Here is a 20,868-nt window from a genome sequence, read left to right as displayed (position 1 = left end):
CCGCGCATTGCATGCGCCCGCGCGGGCGACAAGGTAACCTTTCGTTTGTCTTCCCATCTTCGTCATTGCGAGCGCAGCGAAGCAATCCAGGGCAGTCTTGAACCGCCCTGGATTGCTTCGCTGCGCTCGCAATGACGAGGTGTTGTCAGGGCCGGTGCGGCATGGTGGCGGCGGGGTCGCGCAGGAATAGCAGCGTGCCGCCCAGCACGATGGCTCCGGCCAGAGCCAGCGGCAGGGCCAGTCCGCCGTGCATAAGCAGCAGCGCGCCTACCGCCGCGCCCGCGAAGATCGAGAGCACCGCGCCGAAGCGGCGGGCGAAGTTGGGCGTGCGTCTGCCCACCTGATCGGCGGCGATGCCGGTGATGGTGAGGGTCAGCACCGTGGTCGTCAGGTCCGGCACCTTGAGCTGGCGCACGGTGGCGTTGCGCAGGCCCATCGCGAAGCCGGTCAGGGCGATCACCGCCATCACGCCCGCCTTGGGTGCCTGCGCGGCGACGTCGATGTCGAGCGCGATCAGCGCGGCGATCCACAGCAGCGCGGCCTCGACCACGGCGGCCCACATCAGCCAGCGCCCGAGCGCCCGCTCGACATGCGCACGGGCGAGGTGCCCGGCGCCCCAGGCCCCCGCCATGAACGCGAGAAGCGCCAGCACCGAAGGGATGACCTTGAACCCCGGCGTCCCCGCAGCGGCAAAGCCGAGGAACACGACGTTGCCGGTCATGTTGGCGGTGAAGACCTTGCCCAGCCCCAGCACCGAGGCTGCGTCGACAAGGCCGGTCGTGGCCGAAAGCAGCAGGAGCAGGCAGGGAAGCAGGCCGGACTTGGGTGCGGGCGTAGAGGTTTGGATAGACACGGGGGCGATCTCCTGAGTGATGCAGACGGTCTACCGGGCGAAGACCTGCCGGGTTATTGGAATAAAGTGCGTCGTTTCGTTCGATGATCTCGAAAAGACCATCAGAACCGGAAATTGCTTTCGAGGCCCAGCATCCGGATGGTCCTGGCGCTGCCCGTGTCGCGGATGAAGGCGCCGGGCGCGAAGGCGGAGACCGACATCGACAGTTCAAGTTCCGCCGTCGCCTGCCAGGCCAGCGTGGCTTCTACTTCCTTGCCGATGAAGCGTGCGCGACTGTCTCCGGCGGCGCGCACGAGGTTGCCGGGGATGTCGTAGATCCCGTCGTCCAGCGACTGGCGCCAGTAGGCCGCCGCCGCGACGCCTGCCGAGACGGTCGGCGCCAGTTGCAGGCCGATCGCCGGGTGCAGGTTCATGATGTTGTACGGGCCGACCGGCGAGAGTTCGCCGAAGTACTTGCCCTTGGGAAACAGCGCATTGAAGGTGCCGAGGCGGGTGTCGGCGGCGTTATGGTCGCCGCTCACCACATTGGCGCGCAATGTCAGGTCGGGCGAGAGCGGCAGGTCGGGGAAGGCGCGGCCGAACTCGGTGCCGACCGTCCAGGCGGAAATCGAACCGCCAGCAAAGCGGCCGAACTGGTAGGCGCCCTCGACGTTCCAGTGCCAGTCGCCGCGCTTCGCGTGCCACCGCGCGCCGAGGGTGTGGCGCGTCTCGCCGCCCTGAGTTCCACCCCAGCGCGCCGCGTCGTTGCGGTAGCCGAGGTAGTAGAGGTCCAGTTCGGGCATCGCGGCATAAGCGCCCCACAGCGCCTTCTGCGACGAGGTGCGGTCGTCGAAGCTGCCCTTGCCGGGCTGGACGGGACGCACCGCCAGCAGGCTGACTTTCGCCGTCCCGGCCGTCACGTTGGCGCGGAGCCCGTCGAAGGCCAGCGGCACGTTGGGGCCGTAGCGCGTGCCGACCAGCCGCTCGGTGCCGAGCGAGAGCATCTGCCGCCCGGCGCGCAGGGTGACGGGGCCGAAGTCGGCCTCGACGAAGCCTTGCAGCAGGTCCACGCCGGTGCCGTCCACCGGCCCGGGCGAGGGCGCGACGCTGACCGAGGTGGCGAGGATCGGCTGGGCGAAGGCGCGAAGCTTGCCGACGTGGAGGTCCGCGTAAGGCAGCGCGCGCAGCCAGACGTAGCTGTCGTTCGGCGCGTCGGCGCTGCCCCACAGGTTGTTTTCGTAGTTCTCGCTGCGGGCGCGCAGTTCGATGCCGGTGGAGAGCCAGGCATCGTCTCCCAGCGGGATATTCTTGAACGGGCCGGTCCAGTGATGACCGCGCTTTTCGGCGCTTTCGAGGTCGGACCAGTCCTCGTCGTAGCGGGTGATCGTGAGGGTCGGGGCTTCCCATGCTTCCTTCGGCGCGGCAAGGGCGGTGTGGGGGAGCAGCGCGCCCACCGCCGTTGCCGCAAGCGAAGCGAGGCTGCAAAGCCTAGGCACCTGACTGCCCCCTGCGCGCCAGCACCGCGACCAGCACGAAGCCGCCGACGAGGCCCATGTGCTCGAAGAAGGCGTTCATCGCGCCGAAGCGCTCCGGTCCTTCGGGCATGCTCCAGAAGGCGTTCGCCACCAGCGCGGCGAAGAACGTGAACACGCCGAGCATCCCCGCACCCAGCCAGACCAGACGGCCCGAGAGGATCAGCCCCCAGCCAGAACAAGGAACGCGCCGACCAGTTCGACCGCGATGGTCAGCGCCGCCCACAGCGCGGGCGGGGTCAGGCCGAAGTGGGCCTGCTCCGCCAGCGCCGAGGGCCAGTCGCCCAGCTTGGTCACGCCGCCTACGAGGTAGGCGCTCACCAGCGCGAGGCGGGCGAGGAAGGCGGTGGGAGTGAAGTCCAGCACTGCCCCGACGAATGAAGGCGTGCGGTTCATCGGGGGCAGGCTGGCCATGGCTCAGGCTCCCTGATGGATCTCGGCGACGTAGCCGCCGGGGAAGCGCACGATGGCGGTCTGGCGCTTGCCCACTTCGAACGGCGCCACGAGGGTCTCGACGCCCGCCGCCGTGGCTTTCGCCAGCGTGGCGGAAAGGTCGCTCACCGCATAGCCGGTCATGTCGCGGCCATAGGGCCAGGGCAACTGGCCGTCCGAGACGAAGACCACCATCTTGCCGTAGCCGCTCTCGATCGAGACGCGGCGCACGGTCTTGCCGGGCTCGCCGATCTCGGCGCCGGAGGCGGTCTTGTCGTCGGCGGTGATCCTGCCGTGGGCGTAGCCGGTCCAGCTCTTGACGAAGGCATCGGCGGCGTCGGGCGTCAGGTAGACACGGTTCTCGGGCACGCTGGCGAGCGGCGCGTAGTTCGGCTTGGCGGTGTGCCAGTAGATCTGCATGTTCACGCCGCCCGGCCATTGCACCACCGAATCGCGGCCGATGGGATCGGGGAAGGTGGCGATGCGGCGTACCGCGCCGTGCTTCACGGCCGAGGCCACCGCCGCGTCGATGTCGGTGACGAGGTAGCCGGTGCGCTCGTCGCCGAAGGGATAGGGGATCGGCGTCTTGAAGCCGAACACCGAGACGGTGCCCGAAGGCGTCAGCACCAGCTGCGACTTGGTGAGGCTCTTGGTGGGCGTCACCTGGAATTCGCCCTGCTTGCTGGTGGTGCCGCCGAAAGTGGCGACGAAGCTGGAAACGAAGGTGTCGAACTGCTCCTGCGGCACGTAGACGTGGGTGGTGTCGTACTGCGCGCCGACCGCATAATCGGCGGTCTCGGCGGCATAGGCCGGGGCCGAGGCGAGGACGGCGGCGGCGATCAGGAAGGTGAAGCGCTTCATCGGGGGCTCCTTGGGGGCGAGTTTCATCATCGTCAGGAACCGGTCCGTCTGTGCTTCAGCGGCCGGTCCAGAACGGTTTACGGCGTGATCGAACTCCCAACGATCCGAATAAAATCGTCCGGTCTGTTCGATATTCTGGAAAACTACGCTTCGGCTTAGACGGCCCAGCAGCCGCAGCCGAGCGATCCCCAGAACGTCTGGACATCGGCGGCGGGGACGTTGGCCCCCAGCGCCGCGGCGTGGTCGTGACCATGGACGCCGCAGCTGCTGGCGCAGCCACAGGCCGAGGCCAGCTTCTGCTTCGCTTCGGGCGTCTGGTAGTAGCCGCCGAACGTCGCGACCGGCGACCAATCCGGCATCGGGCGCGGCAATTCGGGGGCGAGCGGGGCGAAGTCGCCGTCGCCGTGAACCACCTTGCCGCCCAGCATCGTCAGGATCGAGCGGATGTGGACGATCTCGTTATCCGGCACCGCGAAGTAGTCGTCGGACAGCAGCGCGAGGTCGGCCAGCTGGCCCGCCTTGATCTGGCCCTTCTTGCCCACTTCGGTGGAGAACCAAGTGTTCTCGTGCGTCCACATGCGCAGCGCCTTCTCGCGGCTGACGCGGTTGTCGCCGCGATAGAGCGAAAGGCCGCCCACGGTGCGCCCCGTCACTAGCCACGAGAGCGAAACCCACGGGTTGTAGCTGGCGACGCGGGTGGCGTCGGTGCCTGCGCCCACCGGGATGCCGGCGGCGATCATGCGGGCGATCGGCGGGGTGCGCTCGGCCGCCTTGGCGCCGTAGCGTTCGACGAAGTATTCGCCCTGATAGGCCATCCGGTGCTGCACGGCGATCCCGCCGCCAAGCGCCGCGATACGGTCGATATTGCGGTCGCTGATGGTTTCGGCGTGGTCGAAGAACCAGTTGATGCCCTGCAGCGGGATATCGGCGTTGACCTTCTCGTAGACGTCGAGCGCGCGGCCGATCGTCTCGTCATAGGTAGCGTGGAGGCGCCAGGGCCAGCGGTTCTCGGCGAGCAGGCGGATGACGGGTTCGAGGTCGCCCTCCATGCTCGGCGCCATGTCCGGGCGGGGCTGGCGGAAGTCCTCGAAGTCGGCGGCGGAATAGACGAGCATCTCGCCCGCGCCGTTGTGGCGATAGGTGTCGTCGCCCTGGCCCGGCGTGACCTGCTTGGCCCACCCGGCGAAGTCGGCGAGTTCCTCCTTCGGCTTCTGGGTGAACAGGTTGTAGCTGATGCGGACCGTAAGTTGGTCGTCCTGATGCAGCTTCTCGATGATGTCGTAGTCGTCGGGATAGTTCTGGAAGCCGCCGCCTGCGTCGATTACGCCGGTCACGCCCAGCGCGTTGACCTCGCGCATGAAGTGGCGGGTGGAATTGAGCTGGTATTCGGGCGGCAGCTTGGGGCCCTTGGCCAGCGTCGAATAGAGGATTGTCGCATTGGGCTGGGCCAGCAGCAGGCCGGTGGGGTTGCCCTGGCTGTCGCGCATGATCTCGCCGCCCGGCGGGTTGGGCGTGTCCTTGGTGTAGCCCACCACGCGAAGGGCAGCGGCGTTGAGCAGCGCGCGGTCGTAGAGGTGCAGGATGAACACCGGCGTGTCGGGGGCGACGGCGTTCAGTTCCTGAATCGTGGGCAGGCGCTTTTCGGCGAACTGGTGCTCGGTGAAGCCGCCGACCACGCGCACCCATTGCGGGGCGGGGGTGTTGTCGACTTGCTTCTTGAGCATCGCCATCGCTTCGGACAGGCTGGTCACGCCGTCCCAGCGCAGCTCCATGTTGAAGTTGAGGCCGCCGCGGATGATGTGCATGTGGCTGTCGATTAGGCCGGGGATCAGGCGGTGTCCCTTGGCGTCGATCACGGTCGCTTCGGGCGCGGCAGCGCGGACTTCCTGCTCGCTGCCGACGGCGAGGAACTTGCCGCCCCGGATCGCCACCGCTTGCGCCTGCGGGTTCTCACGGTCGAGGGTTGTCACCTTGGCGTTGATGATGATCGTGTCGGTCATGCTCGTATCCTTGGTTCGACCCGCTCGGGCCGCGAGAGTTTGAGGCAGGAGCGACGCGGCGGCGGCTCCCAGAAACGTGTGGCGACGCGAGATCATGCGTCGTGCTTATCGGCGTCGCCCGGCAGGCGGCCGAGGACGTGATCGCGGCACTCGGTTATGACGAACTGCGCGACGTTGTTTTTCGTCACGAACCGGCTCGCCAGCGGCACGATCTGCTCGCCGAGCAGGATTCCCAGCAGGCCGACCAGCGCGATCATCGGCGGCGCAGGCGAACGGACGCCGAGGAGACTGTAGACGACACCCACCAGCAACCCGGCGGCGATGGAGAGAAGGTAGGCTTTCATCGGGAGTCTCCTTTTCCCCACAGTTCGTCATTGCGAGGGCCGAAGGCCCGCGGCAATCCAGCGCTGCGTGGGTCGCCCTGGGTTGCTTCGCTTCGCTCGCAATGACGAACGGGGAGATATCAGCCCTGCACGAAGGCGAGCAGATCGGGGTTGATGGTCTCGGCGTTCACCGTGAGCATGCCGTGCGAGAAGCCCTCGTAGATCTTGAGCGTCGCATTCGGCAGGATCTCGGCCTGCAGCACACCGGCGTTTTTGTAGGGCACGACCTGATCGTCATCGCCGTGCAGGACGAGGGTGGGGACGGTGATCGCCTTCAGGTCTTCGGTCTGGTCGGTTTCGGAGAAGGCCTTGATGCCGTCATAATGGGCCTTGGCGCTGCCCATCATGCCCTGGCGCCACCAGTTGTCGATGACGGCGCTCTTCACCTCGGCGCCTTCGCGATTGAAGCCGTAGAAGGGGCCTGCGGCGACATCGCGGAAGAACTGCGCGCGATTGGCGGCAAGGCCGGCGCGCAACCCGTCGAACACCTCGATCGGCAACCCGCCCGGATACGCTTCGGTCTTGAGCATGATCGGCGGCACGGCGCTGACCAGTACGGCCTTGGCGACGCGGCCCTGTGGGATGCCGTAGCGCGCGACGTAAGCGGCCACTTCACCGCCGCCGGTCGAGTGACCGATGTGGACGGCATTACGAAGGTCGAGGCGCTCCATCACCACGGCGGCGTCGGCGGCGTAGTGGTCCATGTCGTGACCCTCGCTGACCTGTGCGGAGCGGCCGTGGCCGCGGCGGTCATGGGCGACGACGCGGAAGCCCTTCGACAGGAAGTAGAGCATCTGCGCGTCCCAGTCGTCCGACGAGAGCGGCCAGCCGTGGTGGAAGACGATGGGCTGCGCATCCTTCGGACCCCAGTCCTTGTAGAAGATTTCCACGCCATCAGAAGTAGTTACATAGGCCATGTCGAATAACTCCATGAAAGGTGCACAACGGCACTCAAAGGTACCACAAGGTGCGCATAAGGGTGGAACCGGCGGCCCGATGAGAGTCGGGGGAGACGAACCGCCGGCTCCGAACTCAGATCAGTGACCGCCTTCGGACGCGCCGAACATGGTCTTGGCGTACTTGATGCCCAGGCCGTAAGCGCCGCCCCAGACCTTCGCGATGCCGGTGGTGCTGTCGTAGGTCTCGGTGCGCGCCCAGTCGCGCTGCAGTTCGAGCAGGTACTGCAGCGAGGTCATCGGCACGGCGCCAAGCTGGATCATGCGGGCCACGGCGCGCTCATGCGCTTCTTCCGAGATGTCGCCGCAGGCGTCGGTGATGACGTAGGCCTCGAAGCCCTGCTCGATCGCCGATGCCACCGGGCCGACGATGCACACCGAGGTCCAGAGCCCTGCGAAGACGATGCGCTGCTTGCCGATGCGGTTGATTTCGCAGATCACGGCTTCGTCTTCCCAGGTGTTCATGCTGGTGCGGTCGAGCAGTTCCTGGCCCGGGAAGGCGTCGGTGATCTCGTCGAACATCGGGCCGGAGAAGCTCTTCTCGGCGACGGTGGTGAGGATGGTGGGAACGTTGAACGACTTGGCCCCGCGCGAGATCAGCGCAGCGTTGTTGCGCAGCAGTTCGGGCGCGATCGACTTGGTCGCGAAGCTCATCTGCGACTGGAAATCGATCAGGACGAGCGCGTGATTGTCGGGCGAGATCAGCGACTTTCCGGGGGTGGCTGTGGCGGTGATCGTCATTGGTAAGTCCTCCTGTTGCTGGGCGTCCTTGCCCGTCGAGATGCATTCTGAAGCCAAGCCATGTTTTCAGAAAGGCGTATAAAATCGATCCAAGTTTTCGATAGAATTGAAAAGTGGAAATGGATCAGGTCGGTTATGGCCGGCTTGGGAAAGGCTTATGGGCGGAACCGCCGCGGGTCGAAACCAACCCTTCGTATTACACCCTATCGAGGGGATAGCTTCGGTTCGGGGGTCGGTCGCTGCGACGCCTGATTACAATTTCTCACGATTTGCGGATGGGCTGCGTGCGATCGTAGTCGTAGCCGGATGGCATGACATTCGCGTCTCCCATCCCGCTCCGTCACCGCGCATTCGGCGCCCTCCTGACCTCCGCTGCGATCATGGCGCCGCAGGGAGCCGAGGCGCAGCAGCAGGCTGCTCAGACGGGCGGGGAGCGCCGGCTCAGGTGAGTTCCGGCGACGGGGATGACATCGTCGTTACCGGCCAAGCCCTGCCGGGCGCTGTGATCGGCGACATTCCGCCGGAGAACAAGCTGGGCCAGGCCGAGATCGCCTCCTACGGGGTCGATTCCATCGCCGAACTGCTCGACGAACTGGCCGACCAGACCACCAGCATCGCCGGGCGCGATGCCTCGAGCGGGCCGGTGGTGCTGGTCAACGGCAAGCGCGTTTCGGGCGTCAACGAAGTCGGTGACCTGCCGGTGGAATCCGTGCTGCGCGTGGATATCCTGCCCGAGGAAGTCGCGATTAAATACGGCTACGACGCGCAGTCCAAGGTCGTGAACATCATCCTCAAGCGGCGCTTCCAGTCCAAGGTCGTGAACCTGGGCGGCGGCATGTCGGGCGAGGGCGGCGGCGGGCAGGGCACGGGGGCTTTCACCTATACCAAGATCCGCGACAACGACCGGCTCAACATCACCGGCAAGGCCACCAGCCAGGCCGCGATCCGCGAAAGCGACCGCGACATCACCGCCGATCCGGACAGCACCGTCACCCCCGTTGCTTCGATTCCGGGCGAGAGCGACTACCGCACCGTCCAGGCATCGACCCTCAGCTATGCGCTGGGCGCCAGCCTCGCGCATCAGTTGAGTTCGAACGCGACGGCCTCGTTCAACGTCAAGGGGACATACCAGACCAGCCGTTCGCTCGATGGACTGGCGACCGGGGAGCTGACGGTCCCGGCGGACAGCCCCTATGCGGACGGCACCGAGAACACGTTCACCCGCTATCTGTCGCAGGACCCGCTGCGCAAGGCGGTGAATAGCGGCGGTGTCTCGGCGGGCGGCACGGTCAACGTCGATCTTTCGACCCGCTGGAAGCTCTCGGTGATCGGCAGCTACGCACATTCAGGATCGGACACGCGGGCCGACAACGGCTATGACGTGACGATGCTGCAGGATGCCCTCGATGCGGGGACTGCGGGCGTCGATCCCTATGGTACGCTTTCGCCCGCGCTGCTGGGGAACATGATCGTCAATCGCGCGAAGTCGAACTCCGACACCGGCAGCGCCAGCATGCTCGTCTCGGGCAAGGTGCTGCCGCTGCCCGCCGGCGACCTTGGCGTCAGCCTGAAGCTGGGGGGCGATTTCACCGCACAGTCCTCCACGAGCGTGCGGGACGGCATGGCGAGCAGCGGCGATGCCGATCGCACCAACGGCAGCGCGCGCCTGAGCGTCGACATTCCGCTCACCAGCCGCAGCAGGGGCGTGCTCGGCGCGATCGGGACGCTCAGCGTCAACCTCAATGCGGGGGTGACGCAAGTGTCCGACTACGGCAGCCTTGCGACTTTCGGCTATGGCCTCAACTGGCGCCCGCGTGACGGGATCACGGTGATCGCGGCGATGAACCAGGACCGCAGCGCGCCCACCGTCGCCAATCTTGGCGATCCGACGGTGACCACCAGCAACCAGCGCATCTACGACTACGTGACCGGCCAGACCGTGCTGGTGACGGCGATCACCGGCGGCAACCCGAACCTCAAGGCCGACGACCGTCGCAGTTTCAAGCTGGGGCTCAACGCGCAAGTGATGAGCACGCCCAAGCTCAATTTCAGCGCCACTTACGTCAACAGCCGCAACCGCAACGCGGTGCTATCGCTGGGCGGCGTGACGCAGGCGGTCGAGGACGCCTATCCCGATCGCTTCATCCGCGACGAGGACGGCAATCTGCTCTCGGTCGATGCGCGGCCGGTCAACGTCTACCGCCAGCGCAGCGAGCAGGTGCGCTGGGGCTTCAACCTTTCGGCGCAGCTGCGCAAGCCTACGCGTCCGCCGCGCCCGCCTGCGGGTACGTGGGGCAGGCGAGGGCCGGGCGGCCGGGCCGAAACCGGCGGAGAGACACCGCCCGCACCGCCCGCCGGCGAGGAGCGTCCGGCCGATGGGCACAGCCCCGAAGACGGCACCGGCAACGAAATCACCGTCAACGGCGATCGGGAGCGCGGCGCCGAGATCCGGGCTTCGGCCGACCGCCGGGCGATCGGGGCTTCGACGAGGGCAGGGGACCGCCCGATGGCATGGGTCCGCCGCCTGACGGCATGGGGCCTCCCCGGGAGAAGGTCCCGGCGGCGGTCCGGGCGGCTTCGGAGGTGGTCCGCGCGGTCCCGGCGGCAGGGGCTTCGGCGGAGGCGGCGACAACGGCGTGCGCCTGCTCGCCTCGCTCTACCACACCTGGGTGCTGCGTCAGGACGTCCAGCTGACCGAGGGCGGGCCGACGATCGACCTGCTTGACGGCGGCACGATCACCGGCTCGTCCACGCCGCGTCACAAGGTGCAGGGCAGCCTCGGCCTGATCGACAACGGCCTCGGCCTGCGTTTGGAGGGCAACTGGCAGAGTTCGGCGGACGTCACCGGCAGCAGCTCGGCCTCGGGCAACCTGCATTTCGCCTCGCTGGCGACGGTGGACCTGCGTGTGTTCGCCAATCTCCAGAACCGCTTCCGGGGTAAAGACTGGGCACGGGGCACGCGGGTGAGCCTGTGGGTGGAGAACCTGTTCAACCAGCGGCAGAAGGTCACCGACGACACCGGCGCGACGCCTTACGCCTACCAGCGCGATTATCTCGATCCGATGGGTCGCACGATCCTGCTGTCGCTGCGGCGCATCTTCTGAGAGATGGGCTTGACAGATATTCTCAATCAAATAACTTGAGAATATCTCAGATCGTCATCCCGTCGCAGTCGCGCGGCTGGGTTTCGATCGAAAATATGCGAAAGGAAGCTCGGATGCCCACGTCCCGCAACGATTTCCATGTTTTCCGTCGCGGTCTCGAATGGGCCGTCAGCCTGCACGGGGTCGCTCTCGACGTCTTCGCCAGCCAGAAGGCCGCGCTCAACCGCGCGATCGACGCCGCGCACCAGATCGGCATGCAGGGCAGGGAGGCGCAGGTCCTTTTGATTGAAACCAATAGTTCGCCCCGGCCGCAGTGGGTCTTCGGACATCATCCCTATCCGCCTACGGCCTGATCCATAATGTCCGCCACGCCCGCACCGGCCGCTATCAGATAGGCGTGGCAGGCCCGGGGCAGTTCCCGCCGCAGGCAGGCGAAGGCTTCTTCGGAGCCTTCCGCCTCCATGACCACGCGCACTGATCCCCCCAGCAGCGCCGCGAGCATGAATGCGGCCGAGGCCGGGTCCGCGAACTTCGCACCGGGAGCGGCGGCCAGCAGGTCCTCGATCATCCCCGTCATGCATGTCGCGGCTCTTTTCATGTGCTGCGACATGTCGAACTCGGCCGCTATGCCGTAGATGGCCCGCGATGCGACCCGGTCCGCCATCTTGGCATCGAGCCAGGCGATGGCGAGGCCGTTGGCGATCGTCTCCAGGTCGCTTCCGGCAAGGCGCTCGGCCGCGTCCCGCATCGCGCTTTCGATCATCGCGAACTGGCGCTCGACGAGGGCGAACAGCAGCGCCTGCTTATGCGGGTAATACTGGTACATCGTGCCCACCGACACCCCGGCGCGCTCGGCGACCCGCGTGGTCGTCAGCCGCCCGACTCCGTCCGCCAGCAAAACCTGAATGGTGGCGACGTGGATCGCCTCGATCGTCACGGCAGAGCGCGCCTGTTGCGGGGTTTTCCGGGGCTTGAGAAGGTCGGGTGCGGGACGGTTCATATGCGAATTCCGAAACTGAAGGATCGTTCATATCTTGGGGTCTCCCAACCTTCCCCGCAAGGAGCTTCATGATGAACCGAGTTCTCGTTACCGGCAGTTCGACCGGGTTCGGCCGCGACATTGCCGAGTATTTCCACGCAGAGGGCTGGCATGTCGCCGCGACCATGCGCAATCCCGCCGCCAGCACCCTGCCCGTGTCCGAGAGGATGCAGGTGCTGGCGCTCGACGTCACCGATCCGGCCAGCATCGCCGATGCCGTGGCGCAGGCCGGGCCGATCGACGTGCTCGTCAACAACGCGGGCATAGGCTGGCTCAATGCGCTCGAGGGCACGTCGCTGGACACGGTGCGCGGCATCTTCGAGACGAACCTGTTCGGCACGATCGCGATGATGCAGGCGGTCCTGCCCGGCATGCGCGAGCGGCGCTCCGGCATGATCGTCAACGTCAGTTCCAGTTCGCTCTACAAGCCTCTGCCGCTGCTTTCGGTCTACCGCGCGAGCAAGGCGGCGATGAATGCGCTGACGGAATCGATCGCTCTCGAACTGGCGCAGTTCGGGATCAAGGCCCGGACCGTCATGCCCGGCATGGCCCCCTCGACCGCCTTCGCGGCGACGGCGCAGGAGCAGATCGCCGCAGCGGGCGGTTTTCCGGAGGCTTACGCGCCATTCGCGGGCGAGACGCTGGCGATGATGCAGAGCGCGGGGCAAGGCCCGGTCACCACGGCGCGGGACGTGGCGGAGGCGGTCTACCGCGCCGCGACCGATGCGGATTGCCCTTTGGTGCTGCCGGCGGGCGCCGATGCCCTGGCCTGGGCAAACGGGGAATAGGCGAATCGGGCGGGAGCGGGCATTCTTCGAGTTGCTTCACCCAGATTTGAAGCAGATTTGAAAATGCCGTTTTCCTAGGCATTCGGTGCCTTGCCAGTCGGCCCCGGTTGGCGTACCGGGGCGCCATCAGCCACTAGGCCGGTCAACGATACCTGTCATGGTGGCTCCCGCCCACTCCATGACGTAGGGATCACGATGAGCCTATACCTAGATTACCTCGCCGAAATCGAAAGCAGGAAAAATCAGGGGCTCGCGCCCAAGCCGATCGACGACGGCGCGCTCATCGCGGAAATCATCACCCTCATCGAGGATACCGGCAGCGAATACCGCGCCGACGCTCTCAAGTTCTTCATCTACAACACGCTTCCCGGCACCACCAGCGCGGCCGGCGTGAAGGCGGCGTTCCTCAAGAAGATCATCCTCGGCGAAGCCACCGTCGCCGAAATCACCCCGGCTTTCGCGCTCGAACTGCTCTCGCACATGAAGGGCGGTCCTTCGATCTCGGTGCTGCTCGACATCGCGCTCGGCGATGACGCGGCCATCGCCGCCGAGGCGGGCGAAGTGCTCAAGACCCAAGTGTTCCTCTACGACGCCGACATGTTCCGCCTGCGTGACGCGCTTCTGGCCGGCAACGCCGTGGCGAAGGGCGTGCTGGAAAGCTACGCCAAGGCCGAATTCTTCACCAAGCTGCCCGACGTCGAGGACGAGATCGAAGTCGTCACCTTCATCGCCGGTGAAGGCGACATCTCGACCGACCTGCTCTCGCCGGGCAACCAGGCGCACTCGCGCTCGGACCGCGAACTGCACGGCCAGTGCATGATCTCGCCCGAAGGCCAGCAGGCGATCGTGGCGCTCAAGGCCGCGCACCCGGGCAAGCGCGTGATGATGATCGCCGAGAAGGGCACGATGGGCGTCGGCTCCTCGCGCATGTCGGGCGTCAACAACGTGGCGCTGTGGACCGGCAAGCAGTCCAGCCCCTACGTTCCCTTCGTCAACTACGCCCCCGTCGTCGCGGGCACCAACGGCATCTCGCCGATCTTCGCGACCACCGTGGACGTGACCGGCGGCATCGGCATCAACCTCAAGAACTGGGTCAAGCAGATCGGCGAGGACGGCAAGCCGATCCTCAACAACGACGGCAACCCGGTGCTTGAAGAGAAGTTCTCGGTCGAGACCGGCACGATCCTCAAGATCGACGTCAAGAACAAGAAGCTGACCGACGAGGCCGGCAACGAACTGGTCGACGTCGCCGCCGCCTTCACCCCGCAGAAGATGGAGTTCATGAAGGCGGGCAGCTCCTACGCCATCGTCTTCGGCAAGAAGCTCCAGACCTTCGCCGCCGAAACGCTGGGCGTCGAGGCACCCACCGTGTTCGCGCCGAACAAGGAAATCACGGTCGAGGGCCAGGGCCTGACCGCGGTCGAGAAGATCTTCAACCGCAACGCCGTCGGCGTCACCCCGGGCAAGGTCCTGCACGCGGGTTCGGACGTGCGCGTCAAGGTGAACATTGTCGGTTCGCAGGACACCACCGGCCTGATGACCGCGCAGGAACTGGAAGCGATGGCGGCCACCGTCATCTCGCCGCTGGTCGATGGTGCCTACCAGTCGGGCTGCCACACCGCCTCGGTGTGGGACAAGAAGGCCCAGGTGAACATCCCGAAGCTCATGTCCTTCATGAACAACTTCGGCCTCATCACCGCGCGCGACCCGAAGGGCGTTTATCACGCGATGACCGACGTGATCCACAAGGTGCTCAACGACATCACCGTGGACGACTGGGCGATCATCATCGGCGGCGACAGCCACACCCGCATGTCGAAGGGCGTCGCCTTCGGTGCGGACTCGGGCACCGTCGCGCTGGCGCTGGCCACCGGTGAAGCGACCATGCCGATCCCGCAGTCGGTCAAGGTGACCTTCAAGGGCAAGATGCAGCCCCACATGGACTTCCGCGACGTCGTCCATGCTACCCAGCAGCAGATGCTGGCACAGTGCGCGGGCGAGAACGTGTTCCAGGGCCGCATCATCGAAGTCCACATCGGCACGCTGCTGGCCGACCAGGCCTTCACCTTCACCGACTGGACCGCGGAGATGAAGGCCAAGGCCTCGATCTGCATCTCGGACGAAGAGACCCTGATCGGCTCGCTGGAAATCGCCAAGTCGCGCATCCAGATCATGATCGACAAGGGCATGGAGAACGCGGCAGGCACCCTTGCGGGCCTGATCGCCAAGGCCGACGCCCGCATCGCCGAGATCCGCTCGGGCGAGAAGCCGGCGCTGTCGCCGGACGCTTCGGCCAAGTACTTCGCCGAGGTGGTCGTGGACCTCGACATCATCGATGAACCGATGATCGCCGACCCGGACGTCAACAACCCGGACGTCTCCAAGCGCTACACCCACGACACGATCCGCCCGGTCTCGTACTACGGCGGCACCAAGAAGGTGGACCTCGGCTTCGTCGGCTCGTGCATGGTGCACAAGGGCGACATGAAGATCATCGCCCAGATGCTCAAGAACATCGAGAAGACCGAGGGCAAGGTCGAATTCAAGGCGCCGCTCGTCGTCGCCCCGCCGACCTACAACATCGTCGACGAACTCAAGGCCGAGGGCGACTGGGAAATCCTCCAGAAGTACTCGGGCTTCGAATTCGACGACATCAACCCGAAGACCGCCAACCGCACCGCGTACGAGAACATCCTCTATCTCGAGCGCCCGGGCTGCAACCTGTGCATGGGCAACCAGGAGAAGGCCGCGAAGGGCGACACCGTCCTCGCCACTTCGACCCGCCTGTTCCAGGGCCGCGTCGTCGAGGACACCGCAGAGAAGAAGGGCGAATCGCTGCTCGCCTCGACCCCGGTGGTCGTGCTCTCGACCATCCTCGGCCGTACGCCGAGCGCGGACGAGTACAAGGCGGCCGTCGAAGGCATCGACCTGACCAAGTTCGCGCCGCAGCAGGCCGCAACCGCCGCCTGACCGAAACGGACCGGTTGAGAAAATGGCGGCGTATGCACTCTGCATGCGCCGCCATTTTCATTTTGAGGCGAACTTTCTCGAGCGATCGTCTCAGGCAGCGTCGACGAGGACGATTTCGCTGTCTTCGATGGCGGTGACACGAATTACGTCGATGTCACGGATTGCAGCGCCGTCGCGGGCATTGACGCGCACGTCCTCGATCTCCACCGCGCCGGTCGCAGGGACCAGATAGGCCTTGCGGTTGGCACCGATCGGGTACTCGGCCGTCTCGCCAGCTTGCAGCGTCGCGGCGACGATACGTGCATCGGTGCGTATCGGCAGGGCGTCGCCGTCACCTTCGTAGCCCGAGGCCAGCGTCTCGAAGTGCCCGGCACGCTCACCCTTGGGGAAGGGTCTTGCGCCCCAGCTTGGGGCTTCGCCGTTGCGAGTGGGCAGGATCCAAATCTGGAAGATCTTCGTCGTCACGTCCTCGAGGTTGTATTCGGAGTGACGCACGCCGGTGCCCGCACTCATGACCTGGACGTCGCCCGCTTCGGTGCGACCCTTGTTGCCCAGGCTGTCCTCGTGAGTGATCGCGCCTTCGCGAACATAGGTGATGATTTCCATGTCGCGATGGGGGTGGGGCGGGAAGCCGGTCTTCGGCGCGATGGCGTCGTCGTTCCACACGCGCAGGTTCCCCCAGTGCATGCGGGCCGGATCGTGGTAGTCGGCGAAAGAAAAGTGATGCTTGGCGTCGAGCCAGCCATGATTGGCGCCGCCGAGGCTGTCGAAGGGACGCAGTTCGATCATCTTGGGTCTCCGGTAAAGCGGCGGTGAGTGAGAGGGGCCGCTTCGTTGAGCCTTTTGTATGGGTTGCGATCTTTTCCGTTCAGATAGATAAAACCCATCGTTCTTTTCGAGGAAATGGAAAAGTGAGTAATCCAGGCACGCCGACGCTCGATCAGTTGACGATCTTCCTGACCGTCGTGGAAGTCGGCAGTTTCGCGGGGGCGGGACGCAAGCTCAATCGCGCGGTCTCGGTTATCAGCTACGGGATCGCCAATCTGGAGGTGCAGCTTGGCGTCATGCTGTTCGAGCGCGAGGGCACCCGGCGGCCGCAACTGACCGAACAGGGCCGTGCGGTGCTGGCCGAAGCAAAGGCGATTTCGCAGGGTGTGGACGGGCTGCGCGCCAAGGTGAAGGGCATGCTCGACGGGCTCGAGGCGGAGGTGAACCTGGCGGTCGATGTCATGCTGCCTGCCGAGCGGGTCGGTCAGGTGTTGCGCGATTTCGCCACGACCTTCCCCACGGTGCAGCTTCGTCTCCATGTCGAGGCGCTCGGCGCGGTTACCGCCCTGGTGTTGGACAAGGAGGCCGTGGTCGGGCTGTCCGGGCCATTGTCCGCCGGGGTCGAAGGCATCGACAGCCGCTCGGCAGGGTCTGTGCCGATGGTGCCTGTGGCGGCTCCCGACCATCCACTCGGTCGCATGATGGCAATCGCGCCGGGAGCAGGCCGGGACTATACGCAGCTGGTGCTGACGGACCGCTCCCGTTTCACCGAGGGCAGCGATTATTCGGTATTCAGTCCCAAGACCTGGCGCCTGGCCGACCTAGGCGCAAAGCACGCCCTGTTGCGGCAGGGAATAGGCTGGGGGAACATGCCGCTGCCGATGATCGAGGCCGATCTCGTAGCCGGGACGCTCGTGCGGCTGGCTATGCCGGACCATGTCGGAGGCACGTACCGCTTCTCGGGGATATGGCGGCGTGATACGCCACCAGGGCCAGCGGCGAGCTGGCTTCTGGACAGCTTCGTCACTCTTGGCCGGGATGACCGTGAAATGGAGGGATTGGGCGACCTCTGACGGACGCCTTCGTCAAGCCGGGTATTATGCGCTGCATACGCGAGTATTTCTCAGGCCGCGATCGCCTTGCGGCCGATCGCAATGGTCAGTGCGCCGAGCAGTATGCCGGCGGCGAGATGGCCGGCGAAGTCGATCGCCGACATCGCAATCGGGTGGCAGAACGCCAGCAGTCCGAACGACAAAAATGCCGCTCCCGCCCCGGCGAACGTCAGGGAACGGACCGGATGGAGCGACCGCGTGCGGCGCAGCGCGAGCACGGTGACCGCGATCATGGGGGCTCCGGCGACCAGCACGAAGGTGAAGCAGTAGCTGCCGTGGCCCAGCTGCCCGACGGGATGGCGGGCTATGCCGATGCTATAGACTGCCAGTCCCAACCACATAGCGAGGCAGGCCACGAACCAGCCGCTTACCCGCGCGACCCGGCCCGGCACGCTGACCGACAGGGCGGCCATGAGCGCGGCGATCCCCAGGCCAAGCGAAAGCAGGATGTTCGCGGCCGCGACCCCGGCAAGGGGGCCGGTCCAGTCGGTGCTGGCGCGATGGAGCAGTTGCGTCATGAGCCAGCCGACGCCCAGCGCAACCGGGGTCCAGCCGAGCGCCCGGCGCCAGGCCGGAGCCACGCGCCGTACCGGCGCTGCCTCGTCGCAAAGCGTGTCGATAAGGGTGTCATGGTCAACCATGTGTCTGCTTTCCATGTTCGCGCAGTCTGGTGATCGCGCGGTGCAGCAAGGACTTTACGGCGGAGACGGAGAGCCGGCTTTCCTGCGCGGCGGCATCGAGCGTCATCTCCTGCAGCTTCACCAGCTCGATCATCTGGCGCTGGCGATCGGGCAGGATGTTGAGCATCCCCGCGAGTTCCCGTTCGGCGCCGATGGCGTCGAAAGCCGCCGCAGCGCCGGGATCGACGGTGCCGGAAAGGGTTTCGTCCCGGTTGATCTCCCTTCCGCGCGACCTACCCTGCCGCCGCAGCGCATCCACCGCCCTTGCCGAGACGATGGCCGAGACCCACGGCAGCAGCGGCAGCGCCGGATCATAGGTATGGCGCAGGCGATGCAGCGTCATCAGCACGTCCTGCACGACGTCCTCGGCCAGCGCGTCGTCGAAGATGCGGCGGCGCACCCTGACCCGAACGACCGGCACCAGCGCGCGCAGGACCAGCCGGTAGGCGCGCTGGTCGCCGTCCTGCGCCCGCCGCATGAGGGCGGGCCATGCATCCTGCGGCGCGGCATTCTCCGGCGCCACCTTCTCCGACGACAGTGTATCGTTCACTCAGGGGCCACGCGGCTTCCGGGATGAACGGGCGGGATCGTATGCATCGTCTCGTCAAACCTTCTTGCCGGACGCGGCCTGCAGTGCATCGAGCGTGGTCTTCGTGTCCAGCACTTGCGGCAATATCACCGGATCGCCGCCCTTGGCCGGATAGACGAGGTAGAGCGGCAGCCCGGAGCGGCCCAGTTCCATCATAGCCTGTTCGATCCGCGCATCATAGTTGGTGGAGTCCGCCACCATGTAGGTGGTGCCGGTGCGCGCGATGCCGTCCTTGAAAGCGGCGGTGGAAAGCACTGCCTTTTCGTTGACCTTGCAGGTCAGGCACCATTCGGCCGAGAAATCGACGAAGACCGCGTGACCGGCCGCCCGCGCCTTCGCGACCGCTTCAGGCGACCAGGGCACCGGCGCGATGTCGGTCCGTATGCTGCCAGCGGATGCCTGCATCTGCGCGGCCGGGGAGAGGCCCGCAGCGCATTGCCCGGCAGGGCGCAGAGCGCCGCGATCGCCGCCGCGCCTGCGATCGTGAGCCCTTGCAGGACAGGGGCGGGGCGACCGGCCATCGCGCGCCTTTGCGCCATGCCGTAGATCCAGCATGTGAAGGCCAGCAGCAGGGCGCAACCCAGCATCAGGGCCAGGCCCGCACTTCCGGTCTGCTGTGCCAGCACCCATAGCAGCCATGCGGCGGCGGCCAGCATCGGAAAGGCCAGCGCATGCTTTAGCGTCGTCATCCATGCTCCGGGTCGCGGGAGGCGCCTCGCCAGCGCCGGGCTGAAGGACAGCGCCGTGAAGGGCGCGGCCACGCCCAGGCCCAGCGCCGCAAAGATGGCGAGCGCGGCCAGCGGCGGCTGGACGAGCGCGAAGCCGATGGCCCCTGCCATGAACGGTCCGGCGCAGGGCGTCGCCACCACCACGGCCAGCGCGCCGGTGAGCGCCGCACCCAGCATCCCGTCCTTCCCGTCGAGCGTCTGGCCCATGCGCTGCAGGCCCAGGCCGAACTCGAAGAGACCGGCAAGGTTGAGCGCCGAACCCAGCAGCACCAGCACCAGCACGGCGACCACGAGCGGGGACTGGAGCTGGAAGCCCCAGCCCACCGCCTGCCCGCCGGCACGCAGGGCGATCAGCGTGCCGGCGAGGGCCAGCATCGCCAGCAGGGTTCCACCGAGGAACGCCAGCCCCTCATGCCGCATCCGCTGCGGATCGCCGCCCTGGCGGGCCAGCCCGAACGCTTTCAGCGAGATGATCGGAAAGACGCAGGGCATCAGGTTGAGGATCAGCCCGCCGAGGAAGGCGGACAACAGGGCAACAAGCATGACGGGGCCTCTTGGCGACGGGAAGGATCGATCGTGGGGAAAAGGTCAGCCGTGCTTGGCTTTCCATGCGCGCACTGCCGCCATCGTCTTCTCGATGTGGGCCTGCGGGTTCATGTCGGTGTAGCTGAGCAGGATCGTCCCGTTGGGGGCGATCACGAACGAGGTACGGTTGGAAATCGTCTGCTTGCCGCCCTGCATCGTCGCGTCGAACTTGGCGGCGACCTTGGCGTTCGGGTCGGCGGCGACGGCGAACTGGTTGCGGCATTCCGACTTCGAGAATTCGGCGACACGTTCGACATTGCCCGCGGTCACGCCGATCACGCTGGCGCCCAGCTTCTTGAAATCGCCGGTCGCTTCGGCGAAGAGGTGCGCCTCGACCGTGCAGCCGGACGTGAAGGCGGCGGGGAAGAAGTAAAGCACGACCGGCCCCTTCTTCAGCGCCTTGGCCAGCGAGAGATCGAAGGGCTTGCCCCCAGCGCGGCGTTCAGGGTGAAGTCGGGGGCTTTCGCGCCTTGCGGCAGGGCGGCGAAGCTCTGGCTCGGCACGGCGGCCATGAATAGACCAACGGCCAGCGACAAGGCGAAATTCTTCCGGATTTTCATCGGCTCTGCTCCAACGGGGGCTCCAACGGGTTCAAGGCGAAAGCGCTCTGATCGAGCGCCTTCCCATCGCTGTTCGCTGGTGGGTGGCAAAAAGTTGCGGTCCGGAAATTTGCTCGCCGCTTTTTTAACGGCGCGGCTCTGCTGCGTATTCATTCTCCGACCGGCGCCGCTCGTCCCGGATCAAATGCGGGCGAGCGCAATTCGTCGC

19 protein-coding genes and 2 pseudogenes are annotated in these 20,868 nt (G+C 66.1%); 6 read left to right on the top strand and 15 right to left on the bottom strand.

Annotated features, from left to right (window positions below):
- Positions 1-145: 145 nt before the first annotated feature.
- The 8 genes and pseudogenes from KZO24_RS23220 to KZO24_RS23185 form a co-directional block, all read right to left on the bottom strand.
- The gene (locus tag KZO24_RS23220; protein ID WP_271184484.1) at positions 146-847 is read right to left on the bottom strand and encodes a YoaK family protein; all 702 of its coding nucleotides are present in this window, start codon (positions 845-847) and stop codon (positions 146-148) included.
- 107 nt (positions 848-954) lie between these two features.
- Positions 955-2,286: an alginate export family protein gene (locus KZO24_RS23215; protein WP_271184485.1), complete on the bottom strand. Its 1,332-nt coding sequence runs from the start codon at positions 2,284-2,286 to the stop codon at positions 955-957.
- Between the two features lie 34 nt (positions 2,287-2,320).
- Positions 2,321-2,778 (bottom strand): annotated as a pseudogene (locus KZO24_RS23210) (DoxX family protein).
- A 3-nt stretch (positions 2,779-2,781) separates the two neighbouring features.
- Positions 2,782-3,657 (bottom strand): VOC family protein, encoded by an 876-nt coding sequence (locus KZO24_RS23205; RefSeq protein ID WP_271184407.1) that lies wholly within the window; start codon positions 3,655-3,657, stop codon positions 2,782-2,784.
- 155 nt (positions 3,658-3,812) lie between these two features.
- Complete coding sequence (locus tag KZO24_RS23200; RefSeq protein ID WP_271184408.1) at positions 3,813-5,657, bottom strand: amidohydrolase; 1,845 nt, start codon at positions 5,655-5,657, stop codon at positions 3,813-3,815.
- 92 nt (positions 5,658-5,749) lie between these two features.
- Positions 5,750-6,001, bottom strand: a complete 252-nt coding sequence (locus KZO24_RS23195; RefSeq protein ID WP_271184409.1) for a DUF1427 family protein — start codon at positions 5,999-6,001, stop codon at positions 5,750-5,752.
- Between the two features lie 119 nt (positions 6,002-6,120).
- Positions 6,121-6,957, bottom strand: a complete 837-nt coding sequence (locus KZO24_RS23190) for an alpha/beta fold hydrolase (protein WP_271184410.1) — start codon at positions 6,955-6,957, stop codon at positions 6,121-6,123.
- A gap of 120 nt (positions 6,958-7,077) precedes the next feature.
- Positions 7,078-7,737, bottom strand: a complete 660-nt coding sequence (locus tag KZO24_RS23185; protein WP_271184411.1) for a hydrolase — start codon at positions 7,735-7,737, stop codon at positions 7,078-7,080.
- 445 nt (positions 7,738-8,182) lie between these two features.
- Between KZO24_RS23185 and KZO24_RS23180 the strand changes: the two genes are divergently transcribed.
- From KZO24_RS23180 to KZO24_RS23170, 3 genes are all read left to right on the top strand, one after another.
- Complete coding sequence (locus tag KZO24_RS23180; protein WP_486487293.1) at positions 8,183-10,462, top strand: TonB-dependent receptor; 2,280 nt, start codon at positions 8,183-8,185, stop codon at positions 10,460-10,462.
- Positions 10,374-10,841 (top strand): hypothetical protein, encoded by a 468-nt coding sequence (locus KZO24_RS23175; protein ID WP_486487292.1) that lies wholly within the window; start codon positions 10,374-10,376, stop codon positions 10,839-10,841. The genes KZO24_RS23180 and KZO24_RS23175 overlap by 89 nt, the downstream gene beginning before the upstream one ends.
- 113 nt (positions 10,842-10,954) lie before the next feature.
- Entirely contained in the window at positions 10,955-11,194 is a 240-nt protein-coding gene (locus tag KZO24_RS23170) for a hypothetical protein (RefSeq protein WP_271184413.1), read from the top strand.
- On the opposite strand, the gene KZO24_RS23165 is transcribed toward KZO24_RS23170, so the two are convergent.
- Positions 11,176-11,841, bottom strand: a complete 666-nt coding sequence (locus tag KZO24_RS23165; RefSeq protein WP_271184414.1) for a TetR/AcrR family transcriptional regulator — start codon at positions 11,839-11,841, stop codon at positions 11,176-11,178. The two genes, KZO24_RS23170 and KZO24_RS23165, sit on opposite strands and share 19 nt — an antisense overlap.
- Positions 11,842-11,912: 71 nt before the next feature.
- Here KZO24_RS23165 and KZO24_RS23160 point away from each other — a divergent pair, with 71 nt between their 5' ends.
- Positions 11,913-12,668 carry an SDR family oxidoreductase gene (locus KZO24_RS23160; RefSeq protein WP_271184415.1) on the top strand — a complete coding sequence of 252 codons (756 nt, stop codon included), beginning with the start codon at positions 11,913-11,915 and terminating at the stop codon, positions 12,666-12,668.
- Between the two features lie 195 nt (positions 12,669-12,863).
- Positions 12,864-15,638 (top strand): bifunctional aconitate hydratase 2/2-methylisocitrate dehydratase, encoded by a 2,775-nt coding sequence (locus KZO24_RS23155; protein WP_271184416.1) that lies wholly within the window; start codon positions 12,864-12,866, stop codon positions 15,636-15,638.
- 90 nt (positions 15,639-15,728) lie between these two features.
- On the opposite strand, the gene KZO24_RS23150 is transcribed toward KZO24_RS23155, so the two are convergent.
- Positions 15,729-16,427 (bottom strand): pirin family protein, encoded by a 699-nt coding sequence (locus KZO24_RS23150; RefSeq protein WP_271184417.1) that lies wholly within the window; start codon positions 16,425-16,427, stop codon positions 15,729-15,731.
- A gap of 122 nt (positions 16,428-16,549) precedes the next feature.
- Here KZO24_RS23150 and KZO24_RS23145 point away from each other — a divergent pair, with 122 nt between their 5' ends.
- Positions 16,550-17,479 (top strand): LysR family transcriptional regulator, encoded by a 930-nt coding sequence (locus KZO24_RS23145; protein WP_271184418.1) that lies wholly within the window; start codon positions 16,550-16,552, stop codon positions 17,477-17,479.
- Positions 17,480-17,529: 50 nt separating this feature from the next.
- Here the strand turns inward: KZO24_RS23145 and KZO24_RS23140 are convergent, their stop codons facing one another.
- From KZO24_RS23140 to KZO24_RS23120, 5 genes and pseudogenes are all read right to left on the bottom strand, one after another.
- A complete protein-coding gene (locus tag KZO24_RS23140) occupies positions 17,530-18,159 on the bottom strand; it encodes an NrsF family protein (RefSeq protein ID WP_271184419.1) in 630 nt (209 codons plus the stop codon).
- Positions 18,152-18,676 (bottom strand): RNA polymerase sigma factor, encoded by a 525-nt coding sequence (locus KZO24_RS23135; RefSeq protein WP_486487756.1) that lies wholly within the window; start codon positions 18,674-18,676, stop codon positions 18,152-18,154. The genes KZO24_RS23140 and KZO24_RS23135 overlap by 8 nt, the downstream gene beginning before the upstream one ends.
- A gap of 126 nt (positions 18,677-18,802) precedes the next feature.
- Complete coding sequence (locus KZO24_RS23130; RefSeq protein ID WP_486487291.1) at positions 18,803-19,150, bottom strand: thioredoxin family protein; 348 nt, start codon at positions 19,148-19,150, stop codon at positions 18,803-18,805.
- Positions 19,066-20,058 carry a protein-disulfide reductase DsbD family protein gene (locus KZO24_RS23125; RefSeq protein ID WP_486487290.1) on the bottom strand — a complete coding sequence of 331 codons (993 nt, stop codon included), beginning with the start codon at positions 20,056-20,058 and terminating at the stop codon, positions 19,066-19,068. The genes KZO24_RS23130 and KZO24_RS23125 overlap by 85 nt, the downstream gene beginning before the upstream one ends.
- A gap of 45 nt (positions 20,059-20,103) precedes the next feature.
- Positions 20,104-20,660: pseudogene (locus KZO24_RS23120) on the bottom strand (peroxiredoxin).
- Positions 20,661-20,868 lie beyond the last annotated feature (208 nt).

Source organism: Novosphingobium sp. NFX11 (assembly GCF_057376415.1).
This window is presented reverse-complemented; position numbering and strand designations above follow the sequence as displayed.